General features: G+C 61.4%; 12 protein-coding genes. 7 read left to right on the forward strand and 5 right to left on the reverse strand.

Annotated elements, in window-relative coordinates; all coding sequences use genetic code 11:
- Positions 1 to 63: 63 nt before the first annotated feature.
- The 3 genes from ACP7BO_RS17670 to ACP7BO_RS17680 all read left to right on the forward strand — a co-directional run bounded on the left by ACP7BO_RS17670 (position 64) and on the right by ACP7BO_RS17680 (position 5,620).
- Positions 64 to 1,266 carry an SfnB family sulfur acquisition oxidoreductase gene (locus tag ACP7BO_RS17670; RefSeq protein ID WP_426211776.1) on the forward strand — a complete coding sequence of 401 codons (1,203 nt, stop codon included), beginning with the start codon at positions 64 to 66 and terminating at the stop codon, positions 1,264 to 1,266.
- 161 nt (positions 1,267 to 1,427) lie between these two features.
- The gene (locus ACP7BO_RS17675) at positions 1,428 to 3,971 is read left to right on the forward strand and encodes a TonB-dependent receptor plug domain-containing protein (RefSeq protein WP_426211778.1); all 2,544 of its coding nucleotides are present in this window, start codon (positions 1,428 to 1,430) and stop codon (positions 3,969 to 3,971) included.
- A gap of 56 nt (positions 3,972 to 4,027) precedes the next feature.
- Positions 4,028 to 5,620, forward strand: coding sequence for an ABC transporter substrate-binding protein (locus tag ACP7BO_RS17680; RefSeq protein WP_426211780.1), 1,593 nt, complete (start codon positions 4,028 to 4,030; stop codon positions 5,618 to 5,620).
- Positions 5,621 to 5,749: 129 nt separating this feature from the next.
- Here ACP7BO_RS17680 and ACP7BO_RS17685 read toward each other — a convergent pair whose 3' ends face one another.
- From ACP7BO_RS17685 to ACP7BO_RS17705, 5 genes are all read right to left on the reverse strand, one after another.
- Positions 5,750 to 6,904, reverse strand: a complete 1,155-nt coding sequence (locus ACP7BO_RS17685) for a JmjC domain-containing protein (protein WP_426211782.1) — start codon at positions 6,902 to 6,904, stop codon at positions 5,750 to 5,752.
- Positions 6,897 to 7,958, reverse strand: coding sequence for an LLM class flavin-dependent oxidoreductase (locus tag ACP7BO_RS17690; protein WP_426211784.1), 1,062 nt, complete (start codon positions 7,956 to 7,958; stop codon positions 6,897 to 6,899). Before ACP7BO_RS17690 ends, ACP7BO_RS17685 begins: the two co-directional genes overlap by 8 nt.
- A gap of 29 nt (positions 7,959 to 7,987) precedes the next feature.
- Positions 7,988 to 9,154: an LLM class flavin-dependent oxidoreductase gene (locus ACP7BO_RS17695; protein ID WP_426211786.1), complete on the reverse strand. Its 1,167-nt coding sequence runs from the start codon at positions 9,152 to 9,154 to the stop codon at positions 7,988 to 7,990.
- Between the two features lie 66 nt (positions 9,155 to 9,220).
- The gene (locus ACP7BO_RS17700) at positions 9,221 to 11,752 is read right to left on the reverse strand and encodes a TonB-dependent receptor plug domain-containing protein (RefSeq protein ID WP_426211788.1); all 2,532 of its coding nucleotides are present in this window, start codon (positions 11,750 to 11,752) and stop codon (positions 9,221 to 9,223) included.
- A gap of 151 nt (positions 11,753 to 11,903) precedes the next feature.
- Entirely contained in the window at positions 11,904 to 13,145 is a 1,242-nt protein-coding gene (locus ACP7BO_RS17705) for an acyl-CoA dehydrogenase family protein (RefSeq protein ID WP_426211790.1), read from the reverse strand.
- Between the two features lie 288 nt (positions 13,146 to 13,433).
- On the opposite strand from ACP7BO_RS17705, the gene ACP7BO_RS17710 reads away from it, so the two are divergent.
- The 4 genes from ACP7BO_RS17710 to ACP7BO_RS17725 are packed head-to-tail and all read left to right on the forward strand — an operon-like array spanning position 13,434 to position 17,951.
- Positions 13,434 to 14,423 (forward strand): ABC transporter permease, encoded by a 990-nt coding sequence (locus ACP7BO_RS17710; protein ID WP_426211793.1) that lies wholly within the window; start codon positions 13,434 to 13,436, stop codon positions 14,421 to 14,423.
- Positions 14,420 to 15,271, forward strand: a complete 852-nt coding sequence (locus tag ACP7BO_RS17715) for an ABC transporter permease (RefSeq protein WP_426211795.1) — start codon at positions 14,420 to 14,422, stop codon at positions 15,269 to 15,271. The genes ACP7BO_RS17710 and ACP7BO_RS17715 overlap by 4 nt, the downstream gene beginning before the upstream one ends.
- A 16-nt stretch (positions 15,272 to 15,287) precedes the next feature.
- Positions 15,288 to 16,292: an aldo/keto reductase gene (locus ACP7BO_RS17720; protein WP_426211797.1), complete on the forward strand. Its 1,005-nt coding sequence runs from the start codon at positions 15,288 to 15,290 to the stop codon at positions 16,290 to 16,292.
- A gap of 57 nt (positions 16,293 to 16,349) precedes the next feature.
- Complete coding sequence (locus ACP7BO_RS17725) at positions 16,350 to 17,951, forward strand: ABC transporter substrate-binding protein (protein WP_426211799.1); 1,602 nt, start codon at positions 16,350 to 16,352, stop codon at positions 17,949 to 17,951.
- The last annotated feature ends 26 nt before the right edge of the window (positions 17,952 to 17,977 follow it).

Below are 17,977 nucleotides of genomic sequence, written 5' to 3' on the forward strand. Positions count from 1 at the left end.
ATTCACCGCAGCATAAAGCTCGCGAGCAAGCTCGCTCCTACAGCAAAGAAACAGGACCCACCCATGACCGAACCACTTCGCGCCATTGTGCCCCCGGGCATCGCCCCACCTGCCAGCCCGGCCCATATCATCCGCAGCGACCTGGAGGCGGTGCAGGTCGCCGAACAACTGGCTGCGCAATTCAAACTCAACGCCCAGCGCCGCGACGTCGAACGCCTGCTGCCCTGGCAGGAGCTGGAGGACTGCGCACGCAGCGGCTTGCTGGCCATCCGCGTGCCCCGTGAATACGGCGGCGCGCATGTCTCCTACCTCACCCTGACCAAGGTGGTGGCGGCCATCGGCGAGGCGGACGCCTCCATCGGGCAACTGCTGCTGAGCATCATCCTGGCGTGCAGCGTGATCGAAGCCGTGGGCCGCGAAGAACAGCAACGCCTGTTCTTTGGCAAGATCCTGCAGGGCTATCGCTGGGGCAACGGCCACGCCGAAGGCGGCAGCCTGCCCGCAGGCACTACCCGTACCCGGATCACCCGCGAAGGCGAGCATTACCGGGTCAACGGGGCCAAGGCCTACTCCACGGGTGCACTGTTTTCGCAACTGATTTCCATCGGCTGCGTGGACGAGGACGGCCTGTCAAAAACCGCCGTAATAGATCGCCATGCACCGGGCCTGACCATCATTGATGACTGGGACGGCTTCGGCCAGCGCACCACTGCCAGCGGCACCCTGCTGCTGGATAACGTGCAGGTCGAGCACAGCCACGTGCTGAATGCCGAACTGGGCAAAACCAGCGCCAACAGCTATGGCATTCCCGATCTGTTTCACAGTGCACTCGACCTGGGCATCGCCCGCGCCGCGTTCAGCGACACGCTCAATTACGTCCGTGAACACGCCCGCCCCTACGCCCGTACCGGGGTTGAAGCCGTGGCACAAGACCCGTACGTGCTGGCCATTATCGGCGATCTGCACACCCGCATTCATGCGGGCGAAGCGGTGCTGGAACGGGCCGCGCTGCTTTTCGACCAGGTCACTGCCGAACAGGGGCCCGGGCCTTCGGACCAGGTATCCGCTGCATTGGCGACAGCGAAGATTCTCACCACCGAGGCAGCATTGCTGGCCAGCAATACCCTGTTCCAGCTTGGCGGTGCCAGCTCGACGCGCCTTGAATACGGCTTCGACCGTCACTGGCGCAACGCCCGTACCCACACGGTGCACGATCCGGTGGCGTGGAAATTCAACCTGATCGGCAAATACCACCTGCTGGGCTGATCCTCCCGTAACAGAGCCGGGAGGCAACCACCACCGACAAAAATTCTGCCCGATTCAAAGAGTGGCATCAGCCCACACACTTGCCAGGCTTAAACCAGCCAGCGTCGACCCACTACTGCACACACTTAACAAAATGCAGAGGCAATACCAGGCACAAACACATGTCCTCACTTCACTCCCGCCGTCATACCCTCGGTGTCGCATTTACCATGGGCGCCGCTACCTTCGCGCCCGCTGGCAGCGCCAAAGCCGAAACCGATTACGACAAAGAGCGCCTGCAAACCGTGGTTGTTACCGGTTCCCGAGTCGAGACCACGGCCCTCAAGGCCCTGTCGCCCGTGCAACTGATCAAGGGCGAAACCCTGCGCGAAACCGGCGCCAGTGATCTGCGCCGTGCCCTGTCACTGGTCACCCCGTCCTATATCAATATCAACAGCAATGGCGGCGCCCTGGCGAAAAACGTCGGCGGCTCGTCCCTGCGCGGCCTGTCGGGCAACCAGGTGCTGGTGCTGGTCAACGGCAAGCGCCGTCACGGCACTTCGATGATCAACAACAGCGGTGGCGCAACCCTTGGCTCCTCCGCCGCCGACCTGGGGCTGATCCCGATATCGGCGGTCGAGCGGGTTGAAGTGCTGACTGACGGCGCGGCCGCGCAATATGGCTCGGACGCGATTGCCGGGGTGATCAACGTCATCCTCAAATCGGCAGCGTCCGGCGGCTCGGCGGACGTGTCCTATGGCGAGTACAACCATGATGTGTCCAAAGTCGGTGGCCTGGGCGATGCCGGGGCCACCTATACCGGCGGCCTCAACTCGGGTTTTGCTCTGGGCGACAACGGCGGTTTTCTCAACCTCAGCCTGGCCTACCTGAAGACCGGTGACAGCCACACCGTAGGACCATGGAAAGATCCGTCGCAACCGATCTGGCAGATCTACGCCGCGCCCAACGACCCGCGTGAAGCCACCGCCAACCGCAATGTGCCGGAGAACTACGAGGTGGTGCCGATCCAGGAAAGCACCAGTTTTGCCTACAACCTCGGCGTGCCCCTGAACGACAACCTGGAGCTGTATTCCTTCGCCACCTACAGCCCCCGCACCTCGGAGGCCAAGGGCTCGTTCCGCTCGGAAACCAACGCTACTGCCAACGTCATCACCACCCCCGGGGGCTACAGTTCGCGCCTGCAAACCAAAGAAGAGGACATGCAGGTCAACCTGGGGATCAAAGCCGAAGACATCCTCGGCTGGAGCTGGGATGCGGGCCTGAGCTACGGCCAGAACCGCGCCGATATAAATGTCCTCAACACCACCAACCCCTCGTTCGGGGCCTTGCTACCGTTGCAGAACATGCACGCCGGCGACCTCAAATTTGCTGAAAGCATCGCCTCGCTGTCCGCCCGCCGCGCCTTCGATACCGGTCTGTTCGTCAACCCGTTAAACGTCACGCTGGGTACCGAGTACCGTTATGACAGCCTGTCACTGGGCTCGGGCGAGTACTACTCCTATGCCGGCGGCGGTTTTCGCTACCCCGATGATTATCCGGCAGTGAACCTGCGCGGCAAACTGGCAGGGGCCGGTTCAGCCTTCCTCACCGGGTTCAGCCCGCAGTTTGAATTTGACGAAGCGCGGCACAATACCGCGTACTACGTCGACTTCGCGCAACAGATCACCGAGAAATGGGACAGCGGTCTGGCGCTGCGCTACGAGAACTACTCGGACTTCGGTTCCGCGGTGGCGGGCAAGTTTTCCAACCGCTACCAGTTCAACGAGGTGGTGGCCGTGCGCGGCACCCTGAGCAACGGCTTCCGCGCACCGTCACTGGCCGAGCAGAACTATCAAAGCGCGACAGTGCAGCCAGTCAACGACCCGATCACCAACACCTCGTACATCTCCTATTACTACGACACCTTGCGTCCCGACTCACCGGCCGCCCAGGCCCTGGGGGCGAAAAAACTCAAGCCGGAAAAATCCACCAACGCCAGCTTCGGCCTGGTTTTCACCCCCACCGATAGCCTGTCGGCATCGGTGGATCTGTACCAGATCGACATCCGTGACCGGATCTTCCTCACCGGCGCCTTCAACGGTTTCAACAACCCGGCCGTGGCGCAGGCGCTTATCGATGCCGGGCTCACTAGCCAGCAGCAGGTGCGCTACTTCACCAACTTTGGCAAGACCCAGACCCGCGGCATCGAGTTCAGGCTCGACTACGACATCGACTACGATCGCTACGGCAAGGCGCACTGGGGCCTGAGCTATGCGCGCAATAAAACCGAGGTCAAAAGCGTCAATGACCCCGCCGTGCTGAAAAATGCCGGGCTCAGCCTGCTGGACCGCGAGCGCATCACCCTGCTCGAAGAGGGGTTGCCGCAAAACATTGCCCGTGCCTCGCTGGACTGGGAGCTGGGCAAATTCATGGTGCAACTGACCGAGCACTACTACTCGAAAACCCGCGCCGTGAACAACGCACTCAACCGCGCCCAGGACTCCACCACCAGCGATTCTTTCATCACCGACGCGGCCGTCAGCTATCTGGTGACCGACAACCTCAAGGCCACACTCGGGGCCAACAATGTGTTCAACAAACGCCCGCCCAACCAGCCCGACACACTGGCCTCGACCATCAACCATGAAGACCCCTACGCCAACCGCAATACGCCTTACGGCATTGGCGGCGGGTTCTATTACGCGCGACTGAGCTACGACTGGTAGCCCACCTGCGTACGGCTCCCCGCAAAGGGGAGCCTCACCCCCCAAAGGTTTTGCACATGTTTAATCGACGTACGTTCATCGGCTATTCGCTAGTCTCAACGGCTGCAGCCGGGTTACTGGGCCAGCGCCTGAGTTATGGCGATACCCCGGGCGGCACCCTGATCATCGCGCAAAACCCGGAGCCCACGGTGCTGACCACGGGCCTGACTACGGCACCGGCGACCCAGCTGATTTCGCCGAAAATTTTCGACGGCCTGCTCTACCTCAGCCCCACCAACGGCCCACAACCGCAACTGGCTGAAAGCTGGAGCTTTAGCCCGGACGGTTTGCAAGTGACCTTCAAACTGCGCCCCGGGGTGCTGTGGCATGACGGCCAGCCGTTCACCTCAGCGGATGTGGCGTTTTCAGTCATGCAGGTATGGAAAAAGTACAGCTCGCGCGGGCGCTCGGCTTTTCCCAATGTGCAAAGCGTCGATACCCCGGACCCGCTGACTGCCGTCTGGAACCTGTCGCGGCCCACCCCTTATCTGCTCAGTGCCCTGAACGCCCGGGACTCGCAAGTGTTGCCGCGCCACCTCTACGCCGGCACGGACATCCTCAATAACCCGGCCAACATCGCACCGATCGGTACCGGGCCGTTTCGACTCAAGGAATGGGTACGCGGCAACTACCTGACCCTGGAACGCAACCCGGCCTACTGGCAGACCGGCAAGCCGTTGCTGGACCAGGTGATCTACCGCTTCATGTCCGACCCGTCGTCGGTATCGGCGGCACTGGAGACCGGCTCGGTACACGTGGCCTATGCCGACACATTGTCCAACAGTGAAATCAGGCGCCTGAAAAACAGCCCGGCGCTGAGCGTCATTGACCAACTCAACACCTACGGCGGCACCGGAATCATGGCCCTGGAATTCAACCTGCAACGCCCGCAGTTCCAGGACGTAAGAGTGCGCCAGGCCTTTGCCCACGCTATCGACAAAGACTTTATCCTCAAACACATCCTGCTCGACCAGGGCACCATCGCCGACTCGCCGATCCCGAAAAACTTCCCGCAGTTCTACAGTGCCGGGGTACCGCAATACCCCTTTGACCTCAAGCGTGCCGCTGCCCTGCTGGACGAAGCCGGTCTTAAACCGGACAAGGACGGCATCCGCCTGCGGATCAAAAACGACCCGAGTCCTTCACCGCTGTACCAGCAGACCGCGAATTTCCTGCGCAGCAGTTTTGGCAAAATCGGCGTCAAGCTGGAGATTCGCAATCAGGACTATGCGCAATTTATCGACCGTGTTTACGGCCGTTACGACTTCGACACCAACCTGTCCCCGGCCTCCACCGCCCCGGACCCGGCCATCGGCCTGCAACGGTTTTACTGGTCGCGCAATATCCAGTCGGGGGTCGCGTACTCCAACGCAACACATTATTCGAGCCCGCAGGTAGACGCGTTGCTGGAACAGGCACAGGTCGACAACGACCCTGTACACCGCCGGGACCTGTACCACCAGATACAGACAAGAGTGCTGGAAGACCTGCCACGGATTCCGATTGTTTCCAGCGAAGATGCATTGCTGGCTCGCCGTGATGTGCAGAATCTAACGGACACCAGCGGCGCAGGTTTCATCGGCAACCTGAGCAATGTGCGGTTGGGCTGACCCGCGCAATGAAAAGCTCGCGAGCAAGCTCGCTCCTACAGTGCATACGTCGCCCCTGTGGGAGCGGGCTTGCCCGCGATTGAAATTACTTCGGCAATGCCAGGCTCGCGAGCACACGCAGTCTCTGTATTAACGCGGCACCAGCTGGCGCAAACCATTGGCTTTAACCAGCAGCTCCAGAAGCTGGCGCAAATCTGCCGGGGCAATTTTCGGCAGCTGTCGCCCCAGAGTCTGCAAGTCGAACGCCGTTTTGCGCCGCTGCAACCACTCGATGGCAGGCACCAGTGCCTCAGGGATTTCGCTGTCGAAGGTGACGCGTGAACGCCAGTCCCGATCCAGTGCACTGACCTCTAAGCGAACCCGGGGCCGGGCCGCTGGCGTCAGTCTCAGGCGCGCACCTGGCACTCGCAACAGGCTGCCACTGTCCACCGGTGGTGCGGCGTTCCAGTCGAGAATCGTCGACCCGGCATTTTGCTTCAAGCGCGTCGCCAGCTCCCCGAGCAAGCTCTGCAGCTCGCGGCTGTGTGCATCCGCTGCGCCATACAGAGGCTTGCGCCAGCGCGCATCCCCCAGTAACCACGGCTGTAGCCAGCCCAGTAAGGCATCGGCCAGCACCGGCGGGCGAAGCACGATGCTCAATGACAGCGAAGGTTCCAGTGCTTCGGTGCGGTGCCAGGTCCCTCGGGGCAGATACAACACCGACCCCGGTTGCATCTCATGGGCCTGGAACGCCACACCCGCAGGATCAGGAAATCCGTCCCGCGCCTGTTCGTACAAATTCTCCACTGCGACCATTTCCGGACCAAACTGCGCACCGCAGGGCTGCTCGATTTCGGTCATCGGCGCCACATGAAAGGTTTTGCGCCCCAGTAACTGGATCGATATCACTTCCTCGGCATCGTAGTGGCAGGACACCCCGTCATCCCCCGCCGAAGCAAACGCGCTCAGGCGCGCACTGCCCGCCGCCGCCCCAAGTTCGCGCTCCAGTTGGCGCAGGAACTCCAGCGCCCCGGGCAGTGTCGGCGCCACGTCCTGCAAGAACACGGTAAGCCCCAATTGCAACAAGGCACCCGCATTGGCCCGACTGTCGAACGTCTGCGGCGAGCGCAAGCCGCGACCAAAGGACAGCGGGCCACGGTAGGCGTCAGCCAGGCGATCAGGCTGTTGCAGCAACGGCTGGCGAAACAACCTGGGCAGCCGGCTCAATGGTCCGTGTTCGACCCGTACCGCCGAGGGCAGGCGCGCTTCACCCAGCAGTTGTTGCAGCAGGCCGGGCTCAGGCATGACGCGCTACAGCAGCACGCACCAGCGGGATCACATCGCGGCCGAATGTCAGCGTATCCGGCACCGGATCGAAGCCGCGAATCAGGAATTTATCGATCCCCAGCCTGTGGTATTCCAGCAAGGCGTCGGCCACTTGTTGCGGGGTGCCAACCAGTGCCGTGGAGTTGCCGTGAGCACCGGTGACCGCGGCGAACTCGGTCCACAGGCGCTGGTCCAGCACTGCGCCCTGCGCCGCCGCGTCACGCAAGCGCTGCGAACCGATGTTCTGATGCAACGCCGGGGCCGCCGGGTATTTGGCTTTGGCCGCAGCCAGTAATTCACGGCTGCGGGCCCATGCAGCCTCTTCGGTGTCTGCCACCAGCGGCCGGAATGCCAGCAGGAATTTGATCTGATCCTCGCGCCCGTATTTGGCTGCGGCCTGGCGCACGTTGGCGATGGTCTCGGCGGTTTGCGCCAGCGACTCGCCCCACAAGGCATACACCTCGGCATGCTGGCCCGCGACTTCGAAAGCCACTGCCGAGGAGCCACCAAAGTAAATCGGCACCCCGCCCTTTTGCCATGGTTTGACCGAAGACAACGCGCCCTTCACCCGATAGTAGTCGCCCTGATGATCAAACGGCCGCTCGCTGTGCCAGACCTTTTTCACCAGCGTCAGGTACTCGGCAGTGCGGGCATAACGTTCGTCGTGGGCGAGAAAATCGCCATCACGCTGTTGGTCCTCATCGGTACCGCCACTGATCACGTGCACCGCCAGCCGTCCTTCGCTGAACTGGTCCAGCGTCGCCAGTTGCCGGGCCGCCACCGTGGGTGCGACAAACCCTGGGCGGTGCGCGAGCATCACCCCCAGACGCGCGGTGTTGTGCAGCACGTAGGCGGCAATCTGGTTGTTGTCGGGCCAGGTCGCAAAGCTGCCGATCAGCAGACGGTCGAAACCGTTGGCCTCGGCGGTGTGCGCCATATGTTTGATGTAGGCCTTGTCGATGATCGGGCCGCTGGCCTCGATGGTTTCTGCGCCGCTGCGACTGCCGGTATGGCCGATGAATTCGAGGCTCATGCACTGCTCCTTAAAGGGTGATCGAACGGTTACAGGCGCAGCCCGGCCTGCTTGAGCAGCGGCAGGATGCGTTCGCCGAAATGCGCCAGGTCGAGCGCGAAGTCGTGAAAGTTGAGTTGCACCCCGTCGATACCGGCGGCCTTGAGCGCCACCAGTTGCTCGACCACTTGCTCAGGGGTACCGATAATTTCAATGTTGCCGCCCAGCCCCAGGCCGGTATTGCGCGAACCGTCGGTACGCCCGCGCCAGGCGTGGGCGTCGCTGGCATATGCCTTGTGGTTGCCGAAGCTGCCGGGAACCTTGTTGCCGATGATCCCCTCCAGGTACTCGCGGGTTTGCTCTTCGGTGTCGCGGCTGACGATGATCGGGTTGATGATGGTGCGCACCTCACGTCCTAATTGCCGGGCGCGGGCCTTGATGTTCTGCACGTGGGCCGGAATGTCTTCGAGGGTTTCGCGGATCCCGGAGCCCGACGAGTTGGTGATGAATACCAGATCGGACTGGCTGGCGGCGAAGTCGATGCCGGCCTCGGAGCCAGTGGCGGTGACCAGCAGCGGACGGCCGAACTGTGGCTTGGGGGTGATGTAGCCGTCCTTGATTTTCCAGCCGTGGCGGCCTTCGTAGCTGAAGTTACGGTCGCTGCTCCACAGGGTGTTGAGCACGTCAAACAACTCACCGGCCAACTGGTAGCGCTCGTCATGCTCCACCTGGGGGCGGCCGAACATTTCATGCTCGACCGGCCGATGCCCGGTGACGATATTGATGCCCCAGCGGCCTTTGGCGATGTGGTCCAGGGTGGCGCCGTACTTGGCAATGTGCAGCGGATGCAACGGGCCATACAGCACATGGATGGTGGAAACCAGCAGGATGCTGTGGGTGATGGCCGCCATCGCACCGAGGGCAATGAAAGAGTCCAGCGAGGCTTCGCCGTCATAGCCGCCCTTGGGCAACCACTGGGTACGGCTGAAGGCCAGTTCAAAACCCAGGGCTTCGGCCTGCTGCACGATTTTCGCGTTGTAGTCGAAGGTCCAGGTGTTGGATGTCGGGTGATTGCTCAGCCGGATGTCTTGCATGTTGAGGAACACCCCCAGCAGCAGCGGCTGCTTCAGGGCCTTGCTCAAGGGGCTGTCGGCAAAGTCCAGGGGGGCTGCAAAAGTGTCGCGGGCAAACGGTTGATTGACGTGGGGCTGAGCCATTTCGATGTCCTTTTTTAGGCGATGCCGGGGCGAGCCGGGTCGGCAAGCACCGGCCCGCTGCCGCAATTACCAGAAATAGTCGAGTCGGGCGTAGTAGTACGCGCCGTCCACACCGTAGGGTGAGTACCAGCTGTAGGCCGGGTCATCGACCGGCATGAAGTAATAGAGCTTGGCCTGTTCGCTCAGCTGTTCGGGGCGTTTGTTGAAGATGTTCAGACCGCCCACCGACACCTTGAACTGGTCGCTGACGTTGTAGGCCACGTCCAGGTCGGTGATATAGGCCGGCTTGACCTTCTCGTCACGGTCGGCGTTGTAGTAGCTCTTGCCGGTTACGGCCGAAAAGCGCGATTCCTTGATTGCCACTTCAAAGTCGTCGATGAACCAGGTGTGGGACAGCGAGGTTTTGTTTTTCGGGAAGGCGCTGGTCAGGTTGCCCTGCTTGTCACGCCCCAGCACTTGCACACCGGTGCCCGCCAGGGAGTCGGGCTCATTGATGCTGCGAATCTCCTGCAGGCTCTGGGTGCTGGTCAGGGTCCACTTGCCACGCCCGTAGGGTCCGTATTCGGTGCGGTAGTCCGCCACCAGATCAATGCCGCGGGTACGCGTATCGGCGAGGTTGCCGTAGTAGGCGACACTCTGGTTGGCGCTCAGCCCGGCATTGGTCAGCAATGCGGCAATGTTCGGGTCATTGACCCCGCTCAGGGCACTGGTCTGCAGGATCCGGTCCTTGATGTCGATCTGGTAGAAGTCGACGGTAATGTCCAGATTCTTCATCGGCGTGGAGACGAAACCGAAGCTGTAGTTAAGCGATTTCTCCGGTTTCAGTTCCTTGGAACCCAGGGCCACGGCGGCGGCCGAACCTGGCGGCGCATAGGTGGTGATGGTCTGGCTGAGCACCCCGGTAATCGGGTTGGCGCTCCAGGCGGAGGTGCTGGATGAAAAGTGCTGCTGTTGTAGCGAAGGGGCACGGAAACCGTTGTTGACCGCGGCGCGCACGGCAAAAGTCGGGGTCAGTTGATAACGGGTCGACAACTTGCCGCTGGCGGTGTCGCCAACGTCACTGTAATGCTCGAAACGCCCGGCCACGCTCAGCTCCCAATCGCTGGTCAGCTTCTGTGTGAAGTCGACATAGCCTGCGGTGTTGCTACGGTCCCAGCTACCGGCAGCCTCAGGACTGAAACCGCCCCAACCGGCCGAACCCGAACTCGGGCGTTTACCGGCGTTGGGCGACCCCACCGGGTAGACATAACCGCCGTCGGCATAGGAGGCGTATTCACCCTTGCGGATCTGATAACTGTCGACCCGGTATTCAAGGCCGCTGGCCACGTGCAGCGGGCTTTCAAACCAGCCGGTGTCGAACGAGCGGGTGATGTCGAGGTTGTTGGTCCACTGGCCGAAAATCGCTTCGCCGTTGTCGATATCGGTGGGGCTGTCCGGGCCGAAGGAGGCATTGAGCGAGTCGTCGTTGTGGTAGTGCACATCGTTGCGGCCATAGCTGGTGGAGAGGTCCCAGTCCCAGCCCAGGACATCCTTGCCCTTCAGGCCGAAGACACTTTGGTAGTCATCTTCCACCGAGCGGAATTTGGGCAGGAAGCCGTCCGGATAGATCTCAGGAATATTCTGCGCCGAGTTGGCCGTCCGGTAGGTTCCGAAGCCTGTGGAATCGCGATGGCTGAAGGTGGTGAACGAGTAGAAGTCCAGCGCATCGTTGAGCGGCAGTTCAGCGTTATAGGCAAAGCTGTAAGTCTGGGCTCGAGGCTGGCCCATGATCTGACGGTTGCGGCTTTCGTCGAATTCGCGTGGGTCGTTGCCAGAATAGATTTTGGTCCGGTCCGGTACCGCGCCCGCGACGTTACTGGTCTCTTGAATCTTGACGTCGCCGCTGACGTTGAAAAAACCGTCGTTGGGAAGTTCGAAACCCTGGTTGAACAGGGTTTCACCGGTGGCCCCGAAGTTGCCCTTGTGTCCGACCCGCTCGCCGTACTGACCGTAAATCGCGGAGGCCTGGCCGCCACTTTTATTGCTCTTGAGGATGATATTGATCACCCCGGCAATGGCGTCCGAGCCATACAGCGCGGCAGCCCCGTCCCGCAGCACTTCGATGTGATCGACGGCACTGACCGGGATCAGGTCGAGGTCGACCGGCGACTGGCCGTTAGAGGTCGACGACGACTGGTGGAAGATCTGCGCGGTGTTGTGCCGACACTTGCCATTGACCAGCACCAGCACCGAGTTGCCGCCCAGACCACGCAGGGTGGCCGACTTCACGGCGATCCCGGTGGCGCCGGTGAAGCCGGCGTCATTGCTGTAGGAAGGTACCTGTGCCGCAAGGGCGTCGCGCAAGTTCTGTTTGCCGGAACGGGCCAGGTCGTCAGCACTGATCACATCAATCGGCGCCAGGCTCTGGGCCACGGTGCGCGACTCGGCCCGGGAACCGGTGACCACCACTGTTTCCAGTGCGTTGTCGCTTTTGCCGGAGTGCTCGGCACTGCGCACAACATCATCGGCGAACGCCGCGGTACTGCCGCACAGCGACATGACGCCGATGGACACCATCAGACTCAGCGGCGAGCGAAGGGTATTTAAATGAACATTCATGAACTACCTGCAAAAAATCAATTTATTGCTGGCGTGGTGGACGTTCCTGGCCATCTAACAAGGATTATGAGATGCGGTACCTGGCGGGGTCGTGCGCGCTATTAAATGCGGTTATCAAACGGACAACACTAATGGCTGACAAAAGTGCAACTTAAAACACCAGCCCTTCTCGAAGATGGGTGGTTGTATCATTAATATAAAAGTCCCCTACTACACGCGCCTTGTGCAATAACGGGTTGTGATTCAATACCGTTCTTATGTTTCTCCAGTGCCGGTCAAAGTTATATTTTCGCGACGTGGCAGAACCGCCGCCCACTTCAAACATGACTTCAGCCGAACGCAAGGCCAGCCTGGCCACCACTACCTGCATCTGGGCATTGCTGATGGATGCCTCAATCAATTGCTGATCCAGCGCAGGATCGGCATTGAACAAAGCCTGCGAACCGGCATCCAGAATACCCGCGGTATGGGCAATCAACGCATCCACGGCGTAAGCGTTGGCGGCAATTTCACCGACCACCTGTTGTACAAACTGATCATCACGGGCGCTATCCGCCGGGCTATGCATCGCTGCCCGCGCCTGTTTGCGTACATACCCCAGGGCATCCTCGCGGATGTTGCGCACCACTCCTGCGGCGCAGGCCGCCAGGTGCAACTGGCGCAATGTCGAGCAATGGCGACCGACATCGGCATTGTGACTGCGGGTCTTGAGCTCGGTTGCCAGCACTTGCACGTTATCGAGCAACACCCCGCCACTGGCCGTCAGGCGCTGGCCCATGCCGTCCCAGTCATCGAGAATGTTGATCCCCGGGCGATCGGCAGGCAGCAGTACGGAAATCAGCTGGCCCTCATCGTTGGTCGCGGAAAATGACAGGTAGTCTGCATAGGCCGAACCGGTGGCGTACCATTTTTTGCCGTTCAGACGATAGTCGTCACCTGTGCGGGTGAGCCGCGTCAGGATCGTACCCAGTGGCGCGCCGACTTCAGTATGGGCCCCGGCAAACAGCTTGCCGTCGAGGATTTTGCTGACGTAATCACGTTTTTCCGGGCTGTCGGGGCTATGAATGACCGCTTCGGTGAAGTTGAAATGCGAGCGCAATGCGTGGGCCACATTCGGATCGGCACTGGCCAGCGTGGCAATCATTTCGATGTAGTCACTGACACTGGCGCCAGGCCCGCCGAGGGCCCGGGGTATACGCAGGGCACCCAGCCCTGCCTCGCGGATCAGGCCAAAGGCGGCAAATGGCAACTCGCGTTCCAGGTCGCGGCGGGAGGCGTCCCGGGCAATCTCCTGAACCAGATCCGGTATACGCCCCAGCATCCCGTGCAGGTCAGTACCAGCAGACGCCAGGGGCTGAACTGAGCGGACATTAACAGTTTGATTAAGCGTCACACTTGCCTCATCTAACGAGCGTATTAAAGTGTTCTGCTACTTTAGAGCAGACCTTATAACTTTTTGTGTTTTACTCAACTTCACCCAACTTTACCCAACCCGGTAGTTTGGCTGGGGGACCGACAGTAATCATCGCTCGCCGGCCCGTCAATCATTGGCATTGGGTCGGCGTATATCTTTTTTGTCTATGCTTAGATGCACTAAAACGTATAACAATAGAACTTTTTCATTTATTGACAAAGGTTATAAGCACCCCGTTAATAGCGGCGCACTTGACGGGGTCCATCCATGAAAATCCTCCTGACATTAAACGCCGCCTTCTGGCGGGCGCTATTACATACATTGCCGACCATGTTCGGTATTTTATTAATCAACTTTCTATTACTGCAACTTGCGCCGGGGGATGCCGCCGATGTGATGGCCGGCGAGTCCGGCTCGGCCACTCAAGAAAGTCTGGCAGCGCTGCGCAGTCAGTTTGGCCTGGACCAGTCGAACCCCGTCCAGCTGTGGCATTACCTGAGCAACCTGGCCCACTTCAACCTGGGGTATTCGCCGCGCTACGGGGCATCGGTTGAAAGCCTGATTTCACAGCGCCTGGGTACCACCCTGACGCTGATGCTGCTGGCGTTGTTTTTCTCGCTGTTGCTGGGCATCGCCCTGGGCATGTTGATGGCCCACTGGCAGGGGCGCTGGCAGGACCGCCTGTTGTCGATGTGCGCGCAATTTTTCTATTCAGTGCCCGGTTTCTGGATCGGCCTGATGCTGATCGTGGTGTTCTCGGTCAAGCTCGGCTGGTTGCCCACCGGGGGCGCCGGGACCATTGGCGCCGACCTGCATGGCTGGCCGGCGCTGCTCGATACCTTGCGCTATATGGCGCTGCCGGCCAGCTCCCTGGCCCTGATCTATATCGCCATTTATGCCCGCCTGACCCGCGCCTCGATGCTCGAAGCCGGCGCCCAGGAATACGTGCGCACGGCCACCGCCAAGGGCCTGTCGCCTTGGGTCATCACCTTCAAGCATGTACTGCGCAATGCGCTGCTGCCGATCACCACCATGGCCGGTCTGCACCTGGGCGGCCTGCTCGGCGGCGCGGTAGTGATCGAAACCGTGTTCAGCCTGCCCGGCCTCGGGCGGCTGGCCTACGACGCGGTGATGGCGCGCGACTACAACGTCTTGCTGGGCATTTTGCTGGTGTCGTCATTGCTGGTGATTGCCACCAATGTCCTGGTGGACCTGCTGCAAAGCTGGCTCGACCCGCGTATCGGGAGCCGTCGATGAGCACCCCGCGCAATGCTGCGCTGCAACGTTTTTTACGCAACCCGACAGCGGTTGCCGGGTTGCTGTTTTTGCTGGCCGTCGCCGCCCTCGCCGTGCTTGCGCCTGTGCTCTATCCCGGCGACCCGCTGGCGATGGACGCCGATGCGCTGCTGTGGCCGGGACAGGACTGGCACTACCCGCTGGGCACCGATGCCATGGGCCGCGACCTGATGGCCGGCATCGTTCACGGCGGCCGCGTATCCCTGCAGGTGGGGCTGCTCGCCAGCCTGTTCGGGGTGCTGCTGGGCCTGAGCATCGGTGCCCTGGCCGGGTACTTCGGCGGGCGCATCGACTATGGCCTGCAACGTTTGATCGAGACTTTTCAGACCATGCCAGGCTTTGTGCTGCTGGTGGCGCTGGTGGCAATCGCCCAGCCTTCGGTGCCGACCCTGATTTTTGCCATCGGGATCATTTCCTGGCCCACCGTCGCCCGCCTGGTTCGCGCCGAAGTGCGCTCGATTCGCGAGCGCGAATACATTCTTGCAGCCCGCAGTGTCGGCTATACGCACCTGCGCATTATCGTCTGCGAAGTGCTGCCCAACATCCTGCCGACCCTGATTGTGACGGCCTCTATCATGGTGGCATCGGCTGTATTGATGGAGTCCGCACTGTCGTTCATGGGCCTGGGCGACCCGAATCAGGTGAGCTGGGGCAGCATGATCGGCAGCGGTCGAGAGCAGATCCGCAGCGCCTGGTACCTGACGGCCATACCCGGCCTGGCCATCCTGTTTACCGTTCTGGCGTTCAACCTGATTGGCGACGGCCTGACCGACGCCTTCAATCCCGCACAGGCCCAAGGCCGCAAATAACCCTGGAGTACATGTTATGGACTATCGCTATCTGGGCCGTAGTGCCCTCAAGGTTTCACCGCTGACACTGGGCAGCATGATGTTCGGCGGTCCCACCGATGAAGCCACGTCCCGTCGCATCATCGCCACGGCGTTCGATCAGGGCATCAACTTTATCGACACCGCTGACGTCTACCATGACGGCCAGTCCGAAACCGTGGTCGGCCGGGCGCTCCAGGGCAACCGTCAGGACTGGGTGCTGGCCACCAAGTTCGGTTACTCGCGGGCCGGTCGGCCTAACATTGGCGGTCAATCGCGCAAGTGGATCATCCAGTCGGTGGAAGACAGCCTGCGGCGCCTGGGCACCGACTACATCGACATTCTATATTTCCATCACGCCACCTTTGACGCGCCCCTGGGTGAAGGCGTACGCGCCATCGCCGACCTAATCAGACAGGGCAAACTGCGCCACTTCGGGGTGTCGAACTTTCGTGGCTGGCGCATTGCCGAGGTGGCGCAACTGGCAGACGAACAGGGCATCGACCGCCCGGTTGCCAGCCAGCCGCTCTACAACATCGTCAACCGTACCGCCGAAGCCGAGCAGATCCCGGCAGCCAATAGCTACGGGCTCGGCGTGGTCACCTACAGCCCGTTGGCCCGTGGTGTGCTGACCGGCAAGTACCGTCCCGACGAGAAGCCGGACGCCGATTCGCGGGTCGGGCGCAGCGATAAACGGGTGCTGGAAACCGAGTGGCGTCCAGAGTCGCTGACCGTGGCTCAACGTATCCAGGAACACCTGAGCGGCCGCGATATTACGCCGGCAGATTTCGCCCTGGCCTGGGTCCTCAACAACCGTCAGGTGACCTCGGCCATCGCCGGCCCGCGCACCGAAGCGCAGTGGGATCAGTACTTGCGGGCGCTGAAAGTGAAGATCACAGCCGAAGACGAAGCCTTCGTCGACCAGCTGGTCAGCCCCGGCCACACCTCGACCCCGGGCTATACCGACCCCGGCCATCCGGTCGAAGGCCGTACCCCTCGCTGACTTTCTCTCACCCGAGCCGGGTTCGCCAAGCGGACCCGAGCCGCACCGGATGCCACCATGAGCCTGACCCGACGCCAGTTGCTGGTTTACGCCAGCGCCACCACTACGCTGCTGCAACTGACCCCGCGCTTCTCATTTGCCGACGAACCGCCGGTGCGCGGCGGGACGTTGAAAATGCACATCGCCATCGAACCGCCGATTCTGGTCAACCTGACCCATACCGCCGGGGCGGCGGTGTACATCACCGGCAAGGTCACCGAGGGTTTGCTGACCTACGACTTCGACCTCAAGCCATTACCGCAACTGGCCACGGCCTGGACCGTCAGCGACGACGGCCTGCAATACACCTTCAGCCTGCGCCAGGGTGTGAAGTGGCACGACGGGCAGGACTTCAGCGCCGATGACGTGGTGTTTTCCCTGCAAACCCTCAAGGCCTCCAACCCCCGAGGCCGGGCGACCTTCGCCAACGTCACTGAGGTGACTGCGATCAACCCGTATCTGGTGCAACTCAAATTGAGCAAACCGGCGCCGTATCTGCTGACGGCGCTGGCGGCCTGCGAGTCGCCGATCGTGGCCCGACACGTGTATCGCGATGCCCCACCGCAGACCCACGCCAACGCCAACGCCACCGCGCCGATCGGTACCGGCCCGTTCGTGTTCAAGGAGTGGGTGCGCGGCAGCCATCTCATCCTCGACCGCAACCCCGACTACTGGGATGCGCCCAAGCCGTATCTGGACCGGATTATCGTGCGCTTTATCGCCGACTCGGCAGCCACGGTGGCGGCACTGGAAGCCGGGGAAATCGACATCTCCACCGGTGGCGTGCCGCTAAGTGACATCGAGCGCATCAAGAACAACCCGCGCCTGGCTATCGAGGACCGCGGCGAGCCCTACATCAACGGCATCACCCGGGTTGAGTTCAACTTCGACAACCCTTACCTGCAACACCACCCGGTACGGGCCGCCATCGCCCACGCGATCAACCTGGAGTTCATCCGCAAGACTATTTTCCTGGGCTACGGCCAGCCGCTGTACGGGCCGATCAGCCCCGACATGAAAAACTTCCATGCCCCCGACCTGCCGCGTTACGCCTTCGACGTGGCCAGGGCCAACCAGCTGCTCGACGACGCCGGCCTGCCCCGGGATGCCAGCGGCGTGCGCTTCAAATTGACCCTGGATCCGCTGCCCGGCCCGGAAACCTACCGCCGCACCGCCGACTACATCAAACAGGCCCTGGCCAAGATCGGGATCCAGGTGACCTTGCGCTCCCAGGACTTCGCCACCTACGTCAAACGGGTCTACACCGACCGCGATTTCGACTTCACCCTCAACGGCATGAGCAACCTGTTCGACCCGACCGTGGGCGTGCAGCGCCTGTACTGGTCAAAGAACTTCCAGCCCGGGGTGCCCTTCTCCAACGGCGCGCACTACAGCAACCCGAAAGTCGACTCGCTGCTCGAAGCCGCGGCTGTGGAAACCGACGTGCAAAAACGATTTGCGCTGTTCAGCGAGTTTCAGAAAATCATTATTGAAGACCTGCCCGACCTGGGGATCTCGACACTGGTCAACCCGATTGTCTATGACAAACGGGTTAACCGGTTTTACGTCGGGGCCGAGGGGCTGGGGGGGAATGCGGCGCAGATTTTCATCAAATCCTGAGCCCATCAAGCAGCCCCCCTGTAGGA

Origin of the sequence: Pseudomonas sp. TWR2-1-1 (assembly GCF_049897045.1) — a bacterium.
In the GTDB taxonomy this organism is placed as follows: Bacteria; Pseudomonadota; Gammaproteobacteria; order Pseudomonadales; family Pseudomonadaceae; genus Aquipseudomonas; species Aquipseudomonas versuta.